This is a genomic window from Thermobacillus xylanilyticus (assembly GCF_907165215.1).
Taxonomy (GTDB): Bacteria; Bacillota; Bacilli; order Paenibacillales; family Paenibacillaceae; genus Thermobacillus; species Thermobacillus xylanilyticus.
In genome coordinates this window covers 1-18,859 of record NZ_CAJRAY010000036.1, presented here as the reverse complement: position 1 = coordinate 18,859, position 18,859 = coordinate 1, and the positions used below count along the sequence as shown (strand labels likewise).

The 18,859-nt window shown below is 60.6% G+C and carries 21 protein-coding genes and 1 tRNA gene; 17 read left to right on the top strand and 5 right to left on the bottom strand.

Annotated features, from left to right (window positions below; translation table 11 throughout):
* The first annotated feature begins 12 nt into the window (after positions 1-12).
* Positions 13-1,014: an aldose 1-epimerase gene (locus KJQ12_RS07495; protein WP_213484111.1), complete on the top strand. Its 1,002-nt coding sequence runs from the start codon at positions 13-15 to the stop codon at positions 1,012-1,014.
* On the top strand, positions 1,014-1,676 hold the full coding sequence (locus tag KJQ12_RS07490) for an HAD family hydrolase (RefSeq protein ID WP_213484110.1): 663 nt from the start codon (positions 1,014-1,016) through the stop codon (positions 1,674-1,676). Before KJQ12_RS07495 ends, KJQ12_RS07490 begins: the two co-directional genes overlap by 1 nt.
* Before the next feature lie 128 nt (positions 1,677-1,804).
* Here KJQ12_RS07490 and KJQ12_RS07485 read toward each other — a convergent pair whose 3' ends face one another.
* From KJQ12_RS07485 to KJQ12_RS07470, 4 genes are all read right to left on the bottom strand, one after another.
* Positions 1,805-2,167 carry a LytTR family transcriptional regulator DNA-binding domain-containing protein gene (locus tag KJQ12_RS07485; protein WP_213484109.1) on the bottom strand — a complete coding sequence of 121 codons (363 nt, stop codon included), beginning with the start codon at positions 2,165-2,167 and terminating at the stop codon, positions 1,805-1,807.
* A 76-nt stretch (positions 2,168-2,243) separates the two neighbouring features.
* Positions 2,244-2,363, bottom strand: coding sequence for a cyclic lactone autoinducer peptide (locus tag KJQ12_RS07480; RefSeq protein WP_015254240.1), 120 nt, complete (start codon positions 2,361-2,363; stop codon positions 2,244-2,246).
* The gene (locus KJQ12_RS07475; protein ID WP_015254241.1) at positions 2,360-2,890 is read right to left on the bottom strand and encodes an accessory gene regulator ArgB-like protein; all 531 of its coding nucleotides are present in this window, start codon (positions 2,888-2,890) and stop codon (positions 2,360-2,362) included. Before KJQ12_RS07475 ends, KJQ12_RS07480 begins: the two co-directional genes overlap by 4 nt.
* Positions 2,883-3,539, bottom strand: a complete 657-nt coding sequence (locus tag KJQ12_RS07470) for a hypothetical protein (protein WP_015254242.1) — start codon at positions 3,537-3,539, stop codon at positions 2,883-2,885. Before KJQ12_RS07470 ends, KJQ12_RS07475 begins: the two co-directional genes overlap by 8 nt.
* Before the next feature lie 230 nt (positions 3,540-3,769).
* On the opposite strand from KJQ12_RS07470, the gene KJQ12_RS07465 reads away from it, so the two are divergent.
* The 13 genes from KJQ12_RS07465 (at position 3,770) to KJQ12_RS07405 (ending at position 17,592) form a co-directional block, all read left to right on the top strand.
* Complete coding sequence (locus KJQ12_RS07465; protein ID WP_244860500.1) at positions 3,770-4,930, top strand: methyl-accepting chemotaxis protein; 1,161 nt, start codon at positions 3,770-3,772, stop codon at positions 4,928-4,930.
* Positions 4,931-4,970: 40 nt separating this feature from the next.
* The gene (locus KJQ12_RS07460; protein WP_213484107.1) at positions 4,971-5,534 is read left to right on the top strand and encodes a stalk domain-containing protein; all 564 of its coding nucleotides are present in this window, start codon (positions 4,971-4,973) and stop codon (positions 5,532-5,534) included.
* A 201-nt stretch (positions 5,535-5,735) separates the two neighbouring features.
* Positions 5,736-6,794, top strand: a complete 1,059-nt coding sequence (locus tag KJQ12_RS07455) for a PstS family phosphate ABC transporter substrate-binding protein (RefSeq protein ID WP_015254246.1) — start codon at positions 5,736-5,738, stop codon at positions 6,792-6,794.
* 223 nt (positions 6,795-7,017) lie between these two features.
* Entirely contained in the window at positions 7,018-7,881 is an 864-nt protein-coding gene (gene pstC / locus KJQ12_RS07450; protein WP_041854244.1) for a phosphate ABC transporter permease subunit PstC, read from the top strand.
* A gap of 2 nt (positions 7,882-7,883) precedes the next feature.
* Complete coding sequence (pstA, locus tag KJQ12_RS07445) at positions 7,884-8,759, top strand: phosphate ABC transporter permease PstA (RefSeq protein ID WP_015254248.1); 876 nt, start codon at positions 7,884-7,886, stop codon at positions 8,757-8,759.
* A 36-nt stretch (positions 8,760-8,795) separates the two neighbouring features.
* A complete protein-coding gene (pstB, locus tag KJQ12_RS07440; protein ID WP_052835844.1) occupies positions 8,796-9,584 on the top strand; it encodes a phosphate ABC transporter ATP-binding protein PstB in 789 nt (262 codons plus the stop codon).
* 34 nt (positions 9,585-9,618) lie between these two features.
* Positions 9,619-10,278, top strand: coding sequence for a phosphate signaling complex protein PhoU (gene phoU, locus KJQ12_RS07435; protein WP_213484106.1), 660 nt, complete (start codon positions 9,619-9,621; stop codon positions 10,276-10,278).
* A 732-nt stretch (positions 10,279-11,010) separates the two neighbouring features.
* On the top strand, positions 11,011-11,784 hold the full coding sequence (locus tag KJQ12_RS07430; RefSeq protein WP_213484105.1) for a class I SAM-dependent methyltransferase: 774 nt from the start codon (positions 11,011-11,013) through the stop codon (positions 11,782-11,784).
* 110 nt (positions 11,785-11,894) lie between these two features.
* On the top strand, positions 11,895-14,576 hold the full coding sequence (polA, locus tag KJQ12_RS07425) for a DNA polymerase I (RefSeq protein ID WP_213484104.1): 2,682 nt from the start codon (positions 11,895-11,897) through the stop codon (positions 14,574-14,576).
* 33 nt (positions 14,577-14,609) lie between these two features.
* On the top strand, positions 14,610-15,542 hold the full coding sequence (gene mutM / locus KJQ12_RS07420) for a DNA-formamidopyrimidine glycosylase (RefSeq protein WP_213484103.1): 933 nt from the start codon (positions 14,610-14,612) through the stop codon (positions 15,540-15,542).
* Between the two features lie 115 nt (positions 15,543-15,657).
* Complete coding sequence (locus KJQ12_RS07415; protein ID WP_213484102.1) at positions 15,658-16,401, top strand: MntP/YtaF family protein; 744 nt, start codon at positions 15,658-15,660, stop codon at positions 16,399-16,401.
* Between the two features lie 13 nt (positions 16,402-16,414).
* Positions 16,415-17,023 carry a dephospho-CoA kinase gene (gene coaE / locus KJQ12_RS07410; RefSeq protein ID WP_213484139.1) on the top strand — a complete coding sequence of 203 codons (609 nt, stop codon included), beginning with the start codon at positions 16,415-16,417 and terminating at the stop codon, positions 17,021-17,023.
* Positions 17,020-17,592, top strand: coding sequence for a lytic transglycosylase domain-containing protein (locus tag KJQ12_RS07405; protein ID WP_213484101.1), 573 nt, complete (start codon positions 17,020-17,022; stop codon positions 17,590-17,592). The genes coaE and KJQ12_RS07405 overlap by 4 nt, the downstream gene beginning before the upstream one ends.
* Positions 17,593-17,692: 100 nt before the next feature.
* Here KJQ12_RS07405 and KJQ12_RS07400 read toward each other — a convergent pair whose 3' ends face one another.
* Positions 17,693-17,914, bottom strand: a complete 222-nt coding sequence (locus KJQ12_RS07400) for an alpha/beta-type small acid-soluble spore protein (protein ID WP_015254256.1) — start codon at positions 17,912-17,914, stop codon at positions 17,693-17,695.
* Between the two features lie 135 nt (positions 17,915-18,049).
* On the opposite strand from KJQ12_RS07400, the gene nrdR reads away from it, so the two are divergent.
* The gene (nrdR, locus tag KJQ12_RS07395; protein ID WP_213484100.1) at positions 18,050-18,529 is read left to right on the top strand and encodes a transcriptional regulator NrdR; all 480 of its coding nucleotides are present in this window, start codon (positions 18,050-18,052) and stop codon (positions 18,527-18,529) included.
* A 75-nt stretch (positions 18,530-18,604) separates the two neighbouring features.
* Positions 18,605-18,680, top strand: a tRNA-Ala gene (locus tag KJQ12_RS07390).
* Positions 18,681-18,859: the final 179 nt, after the last annotated feature.

Genomic DNA, 18,859 nt, shown 5'->3' with positions numbered 1-18,859 from the left:
GAGAGATGGGAAATGAGCGGTATTTCGGCCAGGGAAGGCGACTTTCACGGCGAACGTGCGGTATGGCTGCGCGCCGGAGCCTACGAGGCGGCGCTGCTGCCGGAAATCGGCGGCAATCTGATCGCGTTCCGCGACACGGAGCGGGGGCATCGCTATTTGCGCGAGCCCGGACCGGAGGAGATGGACGCATTCAAGGCGAACCCGTTGATTCACGGCATTCCGGTGCTGATTCCGCCGAACCGGTACGAAGACGGCAAGCTCAAATGGCGCGGCGTCGTCTATCAATTGCCGGTGAACGAGGAATCGACGGGCAACCATCTGCACGGCTACGCGAACACTTCGGCGTGGGAGCTTGTCCGCTTCGGCGCGGATGACGAAGAAGCTTTCGCGGAAGTGAAGCTGACGGTGGACAAGGGGCACAAGCTGTTCGAATATCTGCCGTTCAAGTTCTCGCTGCGGCTGCGCTACGGGCTCAGCGCCCATGGGCTTGCGCAGCAGTTGACGCTGGTGAACGAGGGCGATGCCGACATGCCGGTGCTGCTCGCCTTCCATACGACGGTCAATGCGCCGTTCGCGCCGGGCAGCACGGCGCGCGACTATAAGCTGAAGCTGACCATCGGCAGCCGGTGGGAACTCAGCGAACGGATGCTGCCGACCGGACGGCACCAGCCGCTCACGCCGGAGGAAGAAGCGATGAAGCATGACGGCGTTTATCCGTTCTTCGCGTCGATGGACAATCACTATACGGCGGCGCCGCAAAACGGCCGCAACCGGATGGAACTGACCGACACGCGGATCGGCACGACGCTGGTGTACGATGTCGGCACGTCCTGGAAACAGTGGATGATCTGGAACAACGGCGCCCGCGAAGGGTTCTTCTGTCCGGAGCCGCAGGTCAACCTCGTGAACGCGCCGAACACCGATCTTCCGGCTGAAGAGATCGGCCTGTTCAGCCTCGCGCCGGGCGAAATCTGGGAGGAGACGTCGCGGCTGTACGTCCTGGAGAAGGCCTGATGCCGAAGGCGCGGCTGCGTGTCCGGGCGATTCTGTTCGACATGGACAACACGCTGCTCGCGTCCCGGATCGACTATGCGGCGATGCGCGGAGAAGTCGGCGCCTGGCTCGTCCGCGAAGGGTACCTTGCGGAGGACGAGGCGGAAGGCGGTACGACGGCTTCGCTCATTCAAGCCGCGATGGAGCGCGGGCTCGCCGGCGGCACGCTGGATCAGGTCTGGGCGATCTGCGCCCGGCATGAAGCGGAGGGCATGCGCGGCGCCGAGCTGGAGCCGGGCGCGCGGGAGACGCTGGAGCGGCTTCGCGGACGCGGCCTGCTGCTCGCGGTGCTGACGAACAACGCCGAGGCCGCTGCCGAGCAAGCGCTCGGCAAGACCGGCATCCGGCATTATTTCGACCTGGTGGCGGGCCGCGAATCGGTGCCGCGGCTGAAACCGTCTCCCGAAGGCGTCCGCGCTGTGCTTGCGCGGTTTCCCCATGTGCCGCCTTCGCAATGGCTTGCCGTGGGGGACTCGTGGATCGACGGCGCCGCGGCTGCCGGCGCGGGCGTCGCGTTCGCCGCATACCGCGCGAGTATCGATCTGCCGGAGCGCGGCGTCGTGCCCGACATTCAGCTCGACCGGCTCGTCGAGCTGGCGGACTTGGTGGCCCCAGCTGAATAGTGGAGTTGCAACGTTACGCGAGCCGCATCATTGAGGCTGCGACGTGTGCTAATCAAAACGATCGATCAGGTATCGAACTCCCTGGTCGATCGTTATAAATCAACAGCCGCATCCAAGCAGGAGGCGGCTCATGTTTTTCCTTTTTTTCCGGCAAGGCGATCCCTGAGTATTTTTTTCATTCTGGATGATACCGTGGAAAATTTGCTTGATTTTGTTGCGTTATCGCTAAAAAAAACGAGCGACCGCTCTTCATCAAAATGACGGATTTTCCCGATGTTGCTCAGGTTCGTGCGATCCAGCCGAAGAAACCCCAATTCTTCCAGATGCATTTCCAGGACGGACAATTTGGGAATGACGGGATAGTACACCTCATCCTTGACGTGAAACACGACATAACCAGAGGGGTGCGTTTCAATATAGTCGACATCGCGCAAGTCGAGATCGATCACTTCAGAGAAATTGCCGGGGTCTCTGGTAACCGGGAAACGCATGGGAATTCAACTCCATAACCGGCGACCAAGGGCTGTCCGATGTGAGCTCCCATCGGCAGCCCTTGATGCGCGGCGGTTACTTTTTCAGCTCTTCCGGGATCTCGGGACGATAAATAAAGGGTGAAGCCGTTTTGACGAAGAAGCCTGCGATTCCATTCAACATGCCGGACAGCAGCTTGGCCGTGATTTGCTTCATGTCGGGGTCACCTCCTTGTTGTGAATTAACAAGGTAATGCCTTGAACAGCCAGCACGATGGCTGCTGTTCCCGAAAGGAGTAGGAAGTTGGCGGAAACAATCAGTACGGATGCCAGCTTGAGCAACGGGTAGTATTTCTCGGGCATCGTATTGTAGCCTTTCATGTTCGCGGGAGCGAGCCAAGCTGTCAGGATCAATGCTGCGGCTGTCAGGAGCTGCGTCCAGGTTTCGGTCAATGCGATGTGTGGAGGAATGGCGATAATCGAGAAGCTCGCCAGCATGCAAGGCAGCGGTGTTTCAAAATGGTACCCGCCCGATGCCATTCGCAGCGCGATGAAAAAGCCCATAGCCGTCAGCGTCTCGGTCCATTTCCCCGTCAAGGCGCCAAAAATCAGCGATGAAACCGCCGGGATCAAGAAGTTGATGACGATGATGAGGGCGAATTTCATGACGGGAACACTTGCAGTCTGGCTCGGGTTGGCCTTTTTGATCCTGACGGCCAACCTTTCGGCTAATGATTCAACCATGTTCGTTATACTCCCTCTTGAACACCAGATATTGGAGAAAACCAAATACTACGGTGCCAAGAATCAGGACCAGCACCGGGGTATATCCAGAAAAGAACAGATAGCTGCAAGTTGCCAGAACGGCATATCCCGCAATGCTCATGACCAGCAGCCGAACATTGAGTTTCGTCCACTTCACTTTTACGCGATCCGTGTCAGGCACAAATGTGAATCCCCAGTTTGTTCGAATTAGCAGCCATGCTAACAGAAAAGCGATGCATGAAGTAAGAATTTGGACGATAAAACCTTCCGGAACGTTGGGTGCAATGACGATGCCGGTTAATTGGAACACGGAAATGATGATGGCTTGAATCAGAATGTACGAGACATAGCCGTTAACGACCATCAGTCCGGCATAAAACACCGGAATTCTGAAAAACTGCCAAAAACAGATGAATATGATGGGCACTTGAATGAGCGAAGCAACCACGCCCAGCTTCAATTCAATCAATACCATATAAGACAGCAACGAAAGCATGAAAGATGACAACAACAGCCTTCCCCAATACCCCGGGAGCTGAAACTTGAATATGGCAAACGTAAGAACCATCAAGGCCAGCCATTCGAGCGACGAGAAGAAGAGAAAGAGCAAAACATCCTGGACGTCCATCTTGACGCTCCTTGCACTCAATACGTCATGTATGAATGGATTAACATATTTCGCCAGAGCGCGCGACAAATCCTTCTTTTTTCCAACATTTAATAACGATTTTTTTGCCGTCGCTCCGGACCGACCTTTTACATTCCGATGACGAATCGCGTCATCGGATTTAATTTTGTTTGGCTATGCTGGGCCTTGGGAAATCCCGGAAAGAAAAAGGGGGAACCACGGTGTTGACCATGATGGACCAAAAACTTGACGCGGACGCGGGGCATGCGATCGATCTGAGAGCATTCATCCGATGTGCCGTCGTCGCCGATCCGCAGATGACATGCGAACAGGTCATGCGCCTGTTCGAGCGGCATGCCGATTCGGAATGCATCGTTGTGTGCGAGGATGAGCGCGTGCCTTGCGGGCTGGTCATGCGGGACAAGCTGATCCGGAGGCTTGGCAGCCGGTTCGGCGCCAGCCTGTACAGCGACAAGCCGATTTCGCGGTTGATGGACGACCGCCCGATCGTCGCCGATGCGGCGATGCCGCTGCAGGAACTGCTGGACCTGACGCTCGGCCGCGCGGAATCCACCTTGTATGACTGTGTCATTGTCGTTGACGGAGCGAGGCTGGCCGGCATCCTGACCGTCGCCGATCTGCTCGGCCTGTCGAAGCTGCATCAGCAGCAGGCCGCTGTTGCGAAGCAGCGGATCATCCGCCGGATGGAAAGGCTGATGGCGGACATCGACGGCGCCGTAACCAAAGTGCAACAGGCGGGCATGCACGGCGAAGCGCTGTCGCAATCGATGTCGGAACTTACCCGGACGGGCAGAGAAGCGCTGGTCGACGCCGACCGGGCGTTCGACGCATTGGCCGAACGGATGGCCGTTCAGCAGGAACGGATCGCCGAGCTTCAGCAGAGGGCGGAAGCGATCGACAGCGTGAGCGCGCTGATCAAGCGGCTGGCCGACCAGTGCAATCTGCTCGCCGTGAACGCGTCGATCGAAGCGGCCCGGGCGGGCGAGCACGGCCGCGGATTCGGCGTCGTGGCGGACGAGATCCGGATGCTCGCCGCAGAGACGAAGCGGTCGGCCGGCGAAATCGCGGAGATGATCGGCGCCATCCGCGCTTCCGTGCAGGAGACGGCGGAGCAATTCATGGCGGGCATCCGCGTATCCGAGAGCAGCCGATCGGCGATCGGACGGGCGGGCGAAGCATTCGAGCGGATCTTCGCCGCGGCGGCGGACAATCACGGCACGGCCCGGGAGATCAACGCGAAGGCGCAGGCTGCCTGCGAGATGGCCGGACGAGTGGCGGCGGAAATCCGCGAGCTGGCAGACGGGTTCCGCAGTTCCGATGAGATTGGTCGGCCTGGCGAAACGAATTCCGCTGTGGCAGCGTCTAAATAAAAAAATCTACCACATCTGGAGATGTGAGGTGTGAATTTGCGTGAAAAAGAAACTCATGCTCTCATGTGTGTTGACTATTTTGCTGCTTCTTACAGGAACTTTCGTTTCAGATGCGGCCATTGAGGGAGAAACCTTGCTGGACAGGGCCAAAAATGCCAGTTCTCCGGAAAGACCCTACACCTCATTGAAGATCGGTCAAGGAAATACGTTGGAGGAGTTCACCTGCGAAGGAGCGTACATTCCCATCAGGGACCTGTTTGCTTCACGGGTCAGTGAGATCAGATGGGACAACAAAAGCAAAATTGCCGAAGTGGTCAATGACGGAAAATCGCTGGTGCTTAATTTCTCGAATCAGGAAATCGAAAGCACAGACACCAAAATCGTACTGCCCAAGGAATGGATCCGAATGTCGCAAGGAAAGACGGAGATCCATGCGGCGGTATTGGCCTATATTTTCAATATATACGCCGACAGATTTCCGGATGAAGAACGCGATGAATGGCGGGAAAAGTTGAGTTTTCTGGGGATCCAGGGTACGGACGCGATTTCAGAAGGCAAAGGTGTCCACTTGCAAGTGTTTGTGACGTTCAAGGAGAACACCTAAGCAAGGACGGAGAGAAGCTCTTTGACTAGCGGATAAACTCGATATACCGATGACGCAAGCCGTCATCGGTTTTTGTTTCATCAAATTTTGATCTCAGTTTTAACACACATTTTACAAAGTCGGCGTTTCGAATTAACACTTGCCCGGTAGCATGGTCGGTGAAAGCCATCATACAGACAATGTACAAGGAGTGGTCCGAGAATGTCGAAGATGCGCAAGGGCTTCCTGCCGCTGCTCATCGCGGCCGTGATGGTATTCGCGGCGGCATGCGGAAGCGGAAGCGGCGAGAGCAATGAGAGCAACGGGGGTACGACGAGCGGGGCCGGGGGTTCAAACAATGCGAACCAGTCGACCAATGCGCCGGCGAATGAATCGAACGGCGGACAAAACAACGGCGGGGCGGAATCCGCGGCGCAGAAATTGTCCGGTTCGATCGAAATTGACGGTTCCAGCACGGTCTATCCGTTGACGGAAGCCGCGGCAGAAGAATACGCAGCGGAGCAGCCGGATGTCCGCGTGACGGTCGGCGTATCCGGAACGGGCGGCGGCTTCGAGCGGTTCTGCGCCGGCGAAATCCCGATTGCCGACGCATCCCGGCCGATCAAGGACTCGGAAGCGCAAGCGTGCAGCGAAGCCGGCATCGCGTACACGGAACTGAGCGTGGCGTATGACGGTCTGTCGGTCGTCGTCAGCAAGGACAACGATTGGGTCGACTATCTGACGGTGGAAGAACTGAACAAAATCTTCGCCCAAGGCAGCACGGTGAAGACCTGGGCGGACGTCCGCGAAGGCTGGCCGGCGGAGGAAATCAAAATGTTCTCGCCGGGCGCCGATTCCGGCACCTACGACTACTTCAACGAAGTCATCCTGGAAAAAGCGGGCATCCGGAGCGACGGCCAGATCAGCTTCAGCGAAGACGACAACACGCTGGTGCAAGGCGTCGCCGGCAACAAAGGCGGCATCGGCTACTTCGGCTTCGCCTACTATGAAGAGAACACCGACAAACTGAAAGTCGTGCCGATCGACGGCGGCAACGGTCCGATCGAGCCGACGCTCGACACGATCAAGGACGGCTCCTACTCGCCGCTGTCCCGCCCGCTGTACATCTACGTCAGCAACAAGGCGCTGGAAGAACGTCCGGAAGTGAAAGATTTCGTCCGCTTCTACATCGAGAACATCGGCGGCATGGCGAAGGAAGTCGGCTATGTCCCGCTGCCGGACGAGAAATACGCGGAAGAAGCGGCCAAGATCAAAGTCTGACGGATGCGTCTGCTCGCCGAATACCGGGAGAATCATGTGATGTCGCTTCACGGCATCACATTTTTCTCGGCGCAATTGTTAACGAATCGTTAAGACAGGGAGGGGTCGCCGCATGAACGGCGAGTGGCTGCAGACCGGCGGGGCCGTCGAACCGCTGAAGCAGACGCCGGAGACCGTCCGCGCCGCCGGCGCCTATTCATTCAAGAACGAACGCAAATCCGTCATGAACCGGCTGATGCCCGTGCTGCTTATGCTGTGCGCTTCGGTTTCGATCATCACGACCGTCGGCATCGTCTATACGCTGGTGTCGGAGACGGTGCTGTTTTTCCGCGAAGTCCCGATTGTTGAATTTCTGACCGGCACGCGGTGGTCGCCGCTGTTCGAGCCGCGGGCGTTCGGCATTTTGCCGCTGCTCGCCGGCACGCTGCTCATTACGATCATCGCCTGCGTCGTCGCGATGCCGATCGGGCTTGCCAGCGCGGTATATCTCAGCGAATATGCGCCGCGCAGGGTGCGGAACATCATCAAGCCGATTCTGGAAGTGCTCGCGGGCGTTCCGACGATCGTCTACGGTTATTTCGCCCTCAGCTTCATGACGCCGATCGTGCGGGCGATTTTTCCGGAGACCGGGATTTTCAACGCCTTGAGCGCCGGCATCGTCGTCGGGATCATGATCATCCCGATGGTGACGTCGCTCAGCGAGGACGCGATGAACGCCGTGCCGAAGAGCCTGCGCGACGGCGCATACGCGCTCGGCGCCACGAAGTTCGAGTCGGCGCTGAAGATCGTGCTGCCCGCCGCGTTGTCGGGCATCGTCGCCTCGTTCGTGCTCGCGTTCTCCCGGGCGGTCGGCGAGACGATGATCGTGACGGTGGCGGCGGGCGCGACGCCGAATCTGACTTTCAATCCGCTCGAAAGCATCCAGACGATGACGGCTTATATCGTGCAGGTCAGCCTGGGCGACACACAGCGCGGGTCGATTGAATACGGCAGCATTTTCGCTGTCGGGATGGCGCTGTTCATTATCACGTTCCTGCTGAATAGTATTGCGCAATATGTCGCCAGGAAATTCCGGGAGGAGTATTGATCATGAACCTGCTGCAAGGCGGAAACCGCCATCAGATCGCCCGCCGCCGGAAAATCGATTTTTGCCTCCATCTGCTGTTCGCCGCGGCGACGTCCGTCGGCGTCATCGCCCTGTGCGCGCTCCTGATCGACATCATCATCGACGGGATCAGCAGGCTGCAGCCCGGGCTGTTCGAGAACTTTCCGTCCCGCCGCGCCGAACGCGCCGGCATGAAGTCCGCCATCGTCGGTTCGATGTACATGCTTTGCATCATGCTGCCGATCAGTTTCGTCCTCGGCGTCGGCGCCGCCATCTGGCTGGAGGAATACGCGGGAAAGAACCGGTTCACCCGGCTGATCCAGCTCAACATCAGCACGCTGGCGGGCGTCCCGTCGATCGTCTACGGCATTCTCGGCCTGACCCTGTTCGTCCGCTTGCTCATGCTGCAGCGGAGCCTGCTCGCCGGCGCGCTCACGATGACGATTCTTGTGCTGCCGATCATCATCGTCTCCGCGCAAGAAGCGCTCCGCGCCGTGCCGAAGTCGCGCCGCGACGCCTCCTACGCCCTCGGCGCGAACCGGTGGCAGACGGTGTCGCGGGCGGTGCTGCCGTCGGCGCTGCCCGGCATTCTGACGGGCGTCATCCTCGCGATGTCGCGCGCGATCGGCGAGACCGCGCCGCTCATCATGATTGGCGCGCTCACCTACGTCGCGTTTCTGCCGAAGCACATGCTGGATCAGTTCACCGTCATGCCGATCCAGATCTACAACTGGCTGTCGAGGCCGCAGCCCGAGTTCCACGAACTGGCCGCCGCCGGCATCATCGTGCTGCTCGCCATGCTGCTGCTCATGAACTTCGCGGCGATTCTGCTGCGGAACAAGTTCTCGAAGATATCCTGACGATCCGGAGGAAAGCCCATGTCCATTTCCATGCCAATGCCCGCATCCGCCGCTACGCCGGCCCGGACGGCGCGGACGCTGATCGAGATCGACCGGCTCAATCTGTACTACGGCGATTTCCACGCGCTGAAGAACGTATCGCTTGACATCCCGGAGCGGGCGGTCACCGCCTTCATCGGTCCGTCCGGCTGCGGCAAGTCGACCCTGCTCCGCTCGCTCAACCGGATGAACGACCTCATTCCGGGCACGCGGATCGAAGGGCGGATCGCGATCGCCGGGACGGATATCTATTCGCCGGAAGTCGATGTCGAGACGCTGCGCAAGAAGGTCGGCATGGTGTTCCAGCAGCCGAACCCGTTCCCGAAATCGATCTACGACAACGTCGCCTACGGCCCGCGGCTTCACGGCATCCGGAAGAAAAGCCGCCTGGACGAGATCGTCGAGTCGAGCCTGAAAGCCGCCGCGCTCTGGGACGAAGTGAAGGATCATCTGAAGCGGTCCGCGCTCAGCCTCTCGGGCGGCCAGCAGCAGCGGCTCTGCATCGCCCGGGCGCTCGCGGTCGAGCCGGACATTCTGCTCATGGACGAAGCCACGTCCGCGCTGGACCCGATCTCGACGCTGAAGATCGAGGAACTGGTGCAGCAGCTCAAGGACCGCTATACGATCGTGATGGTGACGCACAACATGCACCAGGCGGCGCGCGTCTCGAATCAGACCGTCTTCTTCCTGAACGGCGAAGTCGTCGAAAGCGCGGATACGGAGCAGTTATTCGCGGGTCCGTCCGACAGCCGGACGGAAGACTATATCAGCGGCCGGTTCGGCTGACGGACCGGCATGCGGAGAGGAGCCGGAGGACAAAGTGATCAGGCGTGTAGAGTTCGATGAAGGGTTGAACGAGCTGAAGCAATTGCTGGTCGAGATGGGCGGGCGCGTGGAGAAGGCGATCGAAGCGTCGATGCGGGCGCTGCAGGCGATCGACGGAGACGGCGCCCGGAAGGTGGTGGCGGAAGATCCCGAACTCAACCGGCTGGAGGAGCGGATCGTCGAGCTCGGCACGCGGCTGATCGCGACGCAGCAGCCGGTCGCCAAGGATCTGCGGCGCATTCTCGTCGCCTTCCGCATTTCGAACGATCTGGAGCGGATGGGGGATCTCGCGGTCGACATCGCCAAGGCTGTGCTGCGTCTGGAAGGCCGGGAACTGATCAAGCCGCTGGTCGATCTGCCGAAGATGGCGGAGCTCGTGCAGACGATGACCCGGGAATCGATCCGGTCGTTCCTGCAGGAGAATGTCGACCTCGCGTACAAAATGGCCCGCGACGACGATGCGGTCGACGCCATCTACAGCAGCGTACTGCAGGAATTGTTCGCCCTGCGGCCGGCCAGCGCGCGAGACTCGTCGCAGGCGATGCTGCTCAGCTTCGTCGGCCGCTACCTCGAGCGGATCGCCGACCATGCGACGAACATCGGCGAATCGGTTGTCTATCTGGTGACGAACAAGCGGCCGGATTTGAACCTGTAGCCATAACGCCCGCTCTCGAAACTTCAACAGACTGAGCGAGCTTATTGGGCCGCCGCAGAAAGTATTCGACCCGTTTGGAACCGAATAACGCTTCTTGGTTCCGTTGCGACAACCATCATGCGGATTCCCGGGCAAATAACGCCTCTGAGTTCCGTAAGCATTCAGCGTAAGCTTTCAGGACGGGATCGGGGTGCCGCATGAGATCATTTCTGACGAACCTGTGCCTTCTTGGTTTGCCGTAAGCTTCGCTGCTCTGGTCTGTAACGGAACGACGTTCCGTTAACGGGCATCGCGGGAGCGATATTAGCGGAACGTGGTTCCGCTATTAAACGATTTCGGGGGATTGGACGGCTGCGGACCCGCCTGTAACGGAATGACGTTCCGTCAGCCGGTACGATGCCGCACTCGGAAGAGCCTTTAACGGTACGTGGTTCCGTTAGCGCTCGCTTTCGGACGAGTCTGAGCATTCCAATCCGCCTGTAACGGCAAGAAATGCCGTTACCCGCTCCGCAGACGCCCGCGAGACCGCCGTTAACGGCACACAACGCCGTTAATGCACATCGCCGGACGGCCTCCGCCAGCCCCGCACCCTCTTCTGCGCCAATCGTGGGATAACGAAAATACGCAACAAGGTTATACGCGCGGCAAATAAACGATATAGGAACGAACTATTGGATGAGCGTCCGGTTTCCGTGTGATAATGGACTCACCAATTTTCGGAGGGGATGGGCCATGTCCGCGCAGCATTGGCAAACCGATATCTACGACAACAAACTGGACTTCGTGTCCGAACTGGGCAGAGGCGTGGTCGAGCTGCTGGCGCCGAAAATCGGGGAGACCATTCTGGACCTCGGCTGCGGCACGGGTGATCTCGCGCACGAGATTTCGCAAAGCGGAGCCGCCGTCATCGGCCTGGACCTCTCCGCCGAAATGATTGACGCCGCGAGGAGGAAGTACCCCGGGATCGACTTCCGTGTCGGTGACGCCGAACATTTTTCCCTGGAGCCTCAAGTGGACGCGGTGTTCTCGAACGCCGCCCTGCATTGGATGACGAGACCCGGGCGGGTCATCCGGTGCGTATGGGATGCGCTCAAGCCGGGCGGAAGATTTGTCGCCGAGTTCGGCGGCAAAGACAATGTCGGGACCGTGGTCCGGGCGATCATCCGGGTGCTCGGGCGGGAGTACGGGAGGGATGTCTCGCCGCTGAATCCCTGGTATTTCCCGAGCATCGCCGAGTACAGCACGCTGCTGGAGCGGCAAGGTTTCCGGGTGGTATATGCCGCCCATTTCGACCGCCCCACCCGCATGAAGGACGGCGAGAACGGGCTGAGGGTGTGGTTGGCGGGGTTTGCGGATTTCTTTTTCGAAGGGCTGACGGACCGGGAAAAAGAGGACGCAATCAGACGGATCGAGTCCGAAACGCGCCCCGCATTGTTCAGGGACGGAGCCTGGCACATCGACTACAAGAGACTCAGGATCATGGCCGTAAAACCTAAGATCGAATAACCGCTTGCGCCGCTTTCCGACCGGGAGAGCGGCGATTTTGCATTTCGCGGGCGCCATCCCGCGCGAATGTGTTATAGTAGTCGATAGACGGTAAAAGAGAGGTGCCGCCCATGGACAAATGGATCCTGATCGACGGCAGCAGCATCGCGTTCCGCGCGTTTTTCGCCATGCCGACGCTGACGAATGCGGCCGGCATGCATACGAACGCCGTGTACGGGTTTGCGACGATGCTGCTCAAGCTGATCGAAGAAGAGAAGCCGACGCACATGCTGGTCGCGTTCGACGCGGGCAAAGTGACATTCCGCCACGAAGGTTACGAGGACTACAAGGGCGGCCGCGAGAAGACGCCGCCGGAGCTCAGCGAGCAGTTCCCGCTCATCAAGGAGCTGCTGGACGCGCTCGGCGTCGCGCATTACGAACTGGAAAATTACGAAGCCGACGATATTATCGGCACGCTGTCGCGGATGGCGGAAGAAGCCGGCAAAGAGACGCTGATCGTCACCGGCGACAAGGACATGCTGCAGCTCGTCTCCGACCGCGTGACGGTGGCCATCACCCGCAAGGGCATCAGCGAAGTGGAACGGTTCACGCCCGAGGCGATTCGGGAGAAATACGGCCTCAAGCCGCTGCAGATCATCGATCTGAAGGGGCTGATGGGCGACGCTTCGGACAACATTCCCGGCATTCCCGGCGTCGGCGAGAAGACGGCGCTGAAGCTGCTGCACGAGTACGGTTCGGTCGAAAATGTGCTCGCGAACGCCGCCGCGCTCAAGGGCAAAATGCGTGAGAAGGTCGAGCAGCACCGGGAAGACGCGCTGATGAGCAAGCGGCTCGCGACGATCTACCGCGAGGTGCCGCTTGACCGCGGCGAGGCGGAAATCGCGTACAACGGCTACGACAGGCCGACGCTGGCCGCTGCGCTGCGCAAGCTCGGATTCCGCTCGCTGATCGAGCGGCTCGGGCTGGATCATGCCGAAGCCGGAAGCGGAGCCGGAGCGGATGCGGCAGGCGGAGCAGGGCCGGAAGCGGCGGAACTGCGCATCGTGCGGCAGACGCCGGAGACGGCCGCCGAGCTTGCGGCGGACAAGCTGGCGGAAGCCGAAGCGGTGCTGATCGAATCCGCCGGCGAGAATCCGCATCAGGCTTCGCTGATCGGGGTTGCGATCGTGATCGGCGACACCGTGCACGTCCTGACGGGCGATGTGCTCAAGTCCGAAGGCGCGGCGGCCGTGCGGGACTGGCTGGCCGACCCGGAGCGGCCGAAGACCGGCTACGACCTCCACAAGGCCGCGCTCGTCCTCGGCTGGGAGGGCATGGAGCTGAACGGATTCGGGTTCGACGTGCTGCTGGCCGCCTATCTGCTCGACCCGACCGGCGGCAACGACGCCTTGAGCAGCCTCGCGGCCAAGTACAACCAGCCGCCGGTGAAGCCGGATGACGCCGTGTACGGCAAGGGCGCGAAGTTCGCGGTGCCGGACGAGGAGACGCTGGCCGGCCATCTGGCGAGCAAGGCGGACGCGATCCGGCGCATCGCGCCGCTGCAGCAGCAGGAGCTGGAGCGGCTCGGCATGCACCGGCTGTATTACGAGCTGGAGCAGCCGCTGTCCCGCGTGCTGTGCAAGATGGAGCGGCAGGGCATCGCGGTCGACGCGGAAGCGCTGGAGGAGAACGGACGCGAACTCGAACGCCAGATCGCCGATACGATCGCGGCGATCTATCGGCTTGCCGGCACGAAGTTCAATCTGAATTCGCCGAAGCAGCTCGGCGAGATTCTGTTCGAGAAGCTCGGTCTGCCCGTCAAGAAGAAGACGAAGACCGGCTATTCGACGGACGCCGAAGTGCTCGAATCGCTGGAGCCGTACCACGAAATCGTCGGCCTCATCCTCCATTACCGGCAAATCTCGAAGCTGCAGTCGACATACATTGAAGGCCTGCTGAAGGAAATCCGCAAGGAGACGGGCAAGGTCCACACCTATTACCGGCAGACGATCGCCGCAACCGGCAGGCTGTCCAGCCAGTTCCCGAACCTGCAGAACATTCCGATCCGGATCGAGGAAGGCCGGCGCATCCGCAAGGCGTTCGTCCCGTCCGAGCCGGGCTGGTACATCCTGGCCGCCGACTACTCGCAGATCGAGCTGCGCGTCCTCGCCCATATCTCCGGCGACGAGCGGTTGAAAGAAGCGTTCCTCTCCGGCATGGACATCCATACGAAGACGGCGATGGACGTGTTCGGCGTGCAGGCGGATCAGGTCGACGCGAACATGCGCCGGCAGGCGAAGGCCGTTAACTTCGGCATCGTTTACGGCATCAGCGATTTCGGGTTGGCGACGAACCTGAAGATTGCGCGGAAGGAAGCGGCGGCGTTCATCGAGCAATATTTTGCGGTATTCAGGGGCGTGCGCCAATATATGGACGACATCGTCGCGAAGGCTCGGCAGGCCGGCTATGTGACGACGCTGCTTGAGCGCCGGCGGTACTTGCCGGAGATCAACGCGTCGAACTACAATCTCCGGTCCTTCGCGGAACGGACGGCGATGAACACGCCGATCCAGGGCACGGCGGCTGACATCATCAAGCTGGCGATGGTGAAGATGGACGCGGAACTGCGGGATCGCGGGCTGCGCAGCCGGATGCTGCTGCAGGTGCACGACGAGCTCGTGTTCGAAGTGCCGGAAGACGAGCTGGAGACGATGAAAGTGCTCGTGCCGTCCGTGATGGAGAACGCGATCGAACTGGACGTGCCGCTCAAGGCGGAAGTCAGTTATGGCAAAAACTGGTATGAAGCGAAATAAACCGGCCAACCGGGTTGGAGAGGGGGAGGTCGAATGCCGGAACTGCCTGAAGTCGAGACCGTGGCGCGCACGCTGAACGCGCTGGTCGCCGGCAAGACGATCCGCGCCGTTACGGTGCGGCTGCCCCGCATCATTCAGCGGCCGGAAGAGCCGGAGGCGTTCGCCGCGGCGCTCGAGGGCCGAACGATCCGGAGCATCGGACGGCGCGGCAAGTTTCTGCGGTTCGTGCTGGACGGCCTGGTGCTGGTCTCGCATCTGCGCATGGAAGGGCGGTACAGCGTCTGTCCGGCGGACGAGCCGATCGAGAAGCATACCCATGTGCTGTTTCATCTGACGGACGGCATGGATCTCCGGTACAAGGATGTGCGCCAGTTCGGCACGATGCATCTGTTTCGGCCGGGCGAGGAATTCGAGCAGCCGCCGCTGAGCAAGCTGGGGATGGAGCCGCTTGACGATGCCTTTACCGTGGAAGCGCTGCGCAAGCTGCTCGGCGGCCGCAAGGCGCCGATCAAGCCGCTGCTGCTGAATCAGGCGTATGTCACGGGACTGGGCAACATCTATGTCGACGAGTCGCTGCACAAGGCCGGCATCCATCCGGAGCGGCCGGCGTCGTCGCTGCGCGCCGCCGAATGGACGCGGCTGCACGCTTCGATCCGCGAGACGCTGCGGGAGGCGGTGGACGCGGGCGGTTCTTCCGTCCGGTCTTATGTGAACGGCCAGGGCGAGATGGGGATGTTCCAGTTCCGCCTGTATGTTTACGGCCGGGAAGACGAGCCGTGCCGGACATGCGGCACGCCGATTGTGAAGACGGTCCTCGGCGGCCGCGGAACCCATGTCTGCCCGGTCTGCCAGCCGTACCGGAAAGCCCGGGGCCGCAGACCGGCCGGCAAGGCGCCCGCCGCCATTCCGCGGCGGATGGCCGGGGACGCGGCCGCAGCGGCGGCGGATGTGACTTCGCACTCCTAAGCGGTATCACGTCAGGCGCCCTGCCCGCCGCATGCACCCCGGCATGCTCCCTGCATATGATGGCAGTACCATCTTGGGCGGCCTTCGGTAACCGCCCGCGCAGGGAGGGGCATTCATGTTCGCTACGGGCGCGTCGCTGGCGCTGCTGGCGCTGGCGGTCAGTCTTGACGGCTTCGGTGTCGGCGCGTCATACGGTATCCGCGGCATCCGGATTCCGGCTTTGTCCGTCCTCATTATCGCGACCTGCTCCGGCTGCGTTGTCTGGATGGCGATGGCGGCCGGCGGCTGGCTGACCGCATGGCTTCCGGAAACGGTCGCGCAAACGGCGGGCGCCGTGCTGCTGATCGCCGTCGGATTGTGGGCGCTCGCGCAGCTTCGGCGCAGCGCGGGCGGCGGAGAAGCCGTCCGGGGGACGGATGCCGGGGAGGATTGCGGCGGGAAGACGTCGGATGCGGTTGCCGCAAATTCGGACGCGGCCGAGGCGGGCGGTCCGGATACGTCTTCGGTTCGCTCAATCGCCCGCATCGAGCTGCGGCGGCTCGGACTGGTCATCTGCGTATTGCGCGCGCCGCAGACGGCCGACATGGACCGGTCGGGGACGATCTCCGCGTCGGAAGCGGTGCTGCTCGGCTTCGCGCTGTCGCTCGACGCGCTCGGTGCGGGATTCGGCGCGGCGATGGTCGGTTTTCCCGCGCTTCCGTCCGCGCTGTTCATCGCCGCGGCCAGCGGCGGGTTTCTTCTGGCGGGACTTCGATTCGGCCGGCGGTTCGCGGTCCGGTTCGCCGGCGCGAAGGCCGTGTCCGTCCTGCCCGGCCTTATTCTGATCGCCACGGGCATCGCCCGATTGATGGAAATTTGACGAGGTGACGGCATTGATCATCGGACTTACAGGCGGCATCGCGTGCGGCAAGAGCACGGTCGCCGCCATGCTCTCGGAGCGCGGCGCCTTCGTCGTCGACGCCGACCGGATCGCCCGCGAAGTCGTCATGCCGGGCGAACCGGCCCTGGCCGAAGTGGCCGCCGTCTTCGGACAAGCCGTCATCCGGGATGACGGCACGCTTGACCGGCGGAAGCTGGGCGAGATCGTATTCGCCGATCCGGACAAGCGGCGGCGGCTGGAAGCGATTCTCCATCCGGCCATCCGCGAGCGGATGTGGACGCTTATCCGGCAAGCCAAGGCGGACGAACCCGGCCGGATGGTCGTGGCGGACATTCCGCTCCTGTACGAGACCGGTCAGGAAGGGCTGTACGACGGCGTGCTGGTCGTCTATGTGCCGCGCGAAATGCAGATCAAGCGGCTGCTTGCGCGCAATCCGGAGCTGGATGAAGCGCAGGCCCGCGAACGGATCGACGCGCAGATGGATATCGAACGGAAGAAGGAACTGGCCGACTGGGTCATTGACAACAGCGGCAGCCTGGAATCAACCAAGCGGCAGGTGGAAGCGCTCTGGCGCCGGTTGTCAGACATGCGGAAGCCATGAGGCGGCGGCGGAAGAGACGCGGATGGCTGCTTGCGGCGCTGCTGCTGTTGCTGGCGGTCCTGTACGCCGAACAGAGCGGCTGGGTGAAACAGCGCATGTATCCGATCGCGTATCGGGATGATATAAGGGCAAGCGCGCTGAGTCACGGTGTGGAGCCGCACCTGGTCGCGGCGATTATCCGCATTGAATCGAACTACAAGACGGGAAAGGTATCGAGCAAAGGCGCGCTCGGCATTATGCAGATCATGCCGGATACGGCCGCCTGGATCGTGGAGCAGGCGCGCTATGAAGGCGTGACGCTGGACAAGATCAAGCACCGCGCGGATGTCGGCATCGAGCTGGGCACCTGGTACCTGGCATCGCTGCTCCGGCAGTTCGACGGCAACATGGCGGCCGCGGTCGCGGCGTACAATGCGGGGCCCGGCAATGTGAGCGCCTGGCTGAAGGAAGGCGTCTGGAACGGTACGATCGCTTCGAGCGACGACATTCCGTTCGGCGAGACGCGGCGGTATGTACAACGTGTCATTTATTACTATAATAAATACAAGTCGATCTATCCGGATTTGTGACGCACACAGGTGACTTTTTGCATGCAATATGAGCTCGGGTGCCGCCGCCCGTCCGGCGGCAAGCACCCAAGCTTGACGATAAAGCCTCTGATACCGCGGATTATTTGAATTGCCCTGCCAGCGATTGCTCGGCAATCTGTACCAGCTTCCGGGTGATGTAACCACCGATGGAGCCGGCATCACGAGTCGTCAGGTTGCCGTAGTACCCGTCTTGCGGGAGGGCAATGCCCAGTTCTTGGGCAACTTCATACTTCATTTGGTCCAGTGCGGCATTTGCCTGCGGTACGACCAATTGGTTGCTGTTGCGGTTGCTGCCCGGCATCGTCGTTTCACCTCCCTCGCGTGTGGTACCTGTATTATGCGCGATATGCAGAACATCATGACGATGCGGCGTTGGTGAGTTGTTCCCAATTTTCTTTGCATGCATCCGGTCACGACATGGAGGTTTCGAAAACCGATGAAATGCCCGTATTGCGAACATTCCGGCACGAAGGTGCTTGATTCCCGGCCGGCCAACGAGAACAAGTCGATCCGCCGCCGACGCGAATGCGAGCGGTGCTTGCGCCGCTTTACGACGTTCGAGATGATCGAGGAGACGCCGCTGATCGTCATCAAGAAGGACGGCAGGCGCGAAGAGTTCAGCCGCGACAAGATGCTGCGCGGGCTGCTCAAGGCGTGCGAGAAGCGGCCCGTATCGGTCGAGCGGCTCGAAGTGATCGTGTCCGAAGTCGAGAAGGAAATCCGCGCGACGGCGAAGGCCGAAGTCGAAAGCCGCGAAATCGGCGAGCTGGTCATGGAACAGCTCTATCCGGTCGACGAAGTGGCGTACGTCCGGTTCGCGTCCGTTTACCGGCAGTTCAAGGACATCAACATGTTCATGAAGGAATTGACGAATCTGCTCTCGAAGCATGCCATAGAAGACAAGCCAAACAGTTGACAGCCCGGCCGCCTTCATGCTATATTATTTTCTGTTGCCGCACTTGATCGAATGTGCGGGATCATCAGGAAATCCGGGCCTTTAGCTCAGCTGGGAGAGCGCTTCGCTGGCAGCGAAGAGGTCAGCGGTTCGAACCCGCTAAGGTCCACCATACCACGAACGCATGCAGTCCTTCGGGACTGATTTTTTCTTGGCTCGGGGATAGGGGTTAGGCAGCCTCAGCCGTTCCGCCGCATCCTGGCAAAATTGCTGCAAAATCATTTAAAAAACATGTGTCAATCGTCTGTGAAAATGTCACCTTAACTCGTCTGTGAAAATGTCACTTTTTGA

Bases quoted from the DNA above. Each gene is read 5' to 3' on its own strand.
- polA (WP_213484104.1), top strand. From the start codon at position 11,895: ATGGACAAATGGATCCTGATCGACGGCAGCAGCATCGCGTTCCGCGCG.
- pstA (WP_015254248.1), top strand. From the start codon at position 7,884: ATGAACCTGCTGCAAGGCGGAAACCGCCATCAGATCGCCCGCCGCCGG.
- KJQ12_RS07470 (WP_015254242.1), bottom strand. From the start codon at position 3,539: ATGGACGTCCAGGATGTTTTGCTCTTTCTCTTCTTCTCGTCGCTCGAA.
- KJQ12_RS07465 (WP_244860500.1), top strand. From the start codon at position 3,770: ATGATGGACCAAAAACTTGACGCGGACGCGGGGCATGCGATCGATCTG.
- KJQ12_RS07475 (WP_015254241.1), bottom strand. From the start codon at position 2,890: ATGGTTGAATCATTAGCCGAAAGGTTGGCCGTCAGGATCAAAAAGGCC.
- KJQ12_RS07400 (WP_015254256.1), bottom strand. From the start codon at position 17,914: ATGCCGGGCAGCAACCGCAACAGCAACCAATTGGTCGTACCGCAGGCA.
- nrdR (WP_213484100.1), top strand. From the start codon at position 18,050: ATGAAATGCCCGTATTGCGAACATTCCGGCACGAAGGTGCTTGATTCC.
- KJQ12_RS07485 (WP_213484109.1), bottom strand. From the start codon at position 2,167: ATGCGTTTCCCGGTTACCAGAGACCCCGGCAATTTCTCTGAAGTGATC.
- pstB (WP_052835844.1), top strand. From the start codon at position 8,796: ATGCCCGCATCCGCCGCTACGCCGGCCCGGACGGCGCGGACGCTGATC.
- KJQ12_RS07405 (WP_213484101.1), top strand. From the start codon at position 17,020: ATGAGGCGGCGGCGGAAGAGACGCGGATGGCTGCTTGCGGCGCTGCTG.
- KJQ12_RS07480 (WP_015254240.1), bottom strand. From the start codon at position 2,363: ATGAAGCAAATCACGGCCAAGCTGCTGTCCGGCATGTTGAATGGAATC.
- KJQ12_RS07495 (WP_213484111.1), top strand. From the start codon at position 13: ATGAGCGGTATTTCGGCCAGGGAAGGCGACTTTCACGGCGAACGTGCG.
- KJQ12_RS07415 (WP_213484102.1), top strand. From the start codon at position 15,658: ATGTTCGCTACGGGCGCGTCGCTGGCGCTGCTGGCGCTGGCGGTCAGT.
- KJQ12_RS07490 (WP_213484110.1), top strand. From the start codon at position 1,014: ATGCCGAAGGCGCGGCTGCGTGTCCGGGCGATTCTGTTCGACATGGAC.
- pstC (WP_041854244.1), top strand. From the start codon at position 7,018: ATGAACCGGCTGATGCCCGTGCTGCTTATGCTGTGCGCTTCGGTTTCG.
- mutM (WP_213484103.1), top strand. From the start codon at position 14,610: ATGCCGGAACTGCCTGAAGTCGAGACCGTGGCGCGCACGCTGAACGCG.
- KJQ12_RS07430 (WP_213484105.1), top strand. From the start codon at position 11,011: ATGTCCGCGCAGCATTGGCAAACCGATATCTACGACAACAAACTGGAC.
- KJQ12_RS07455 (WP_015254246.1), top strand. From the start codon at position 5,736: ATGTCGAAGATGCGCAAGGGCTTCCTGCCGCTGCTCATCGCGGCCGTG.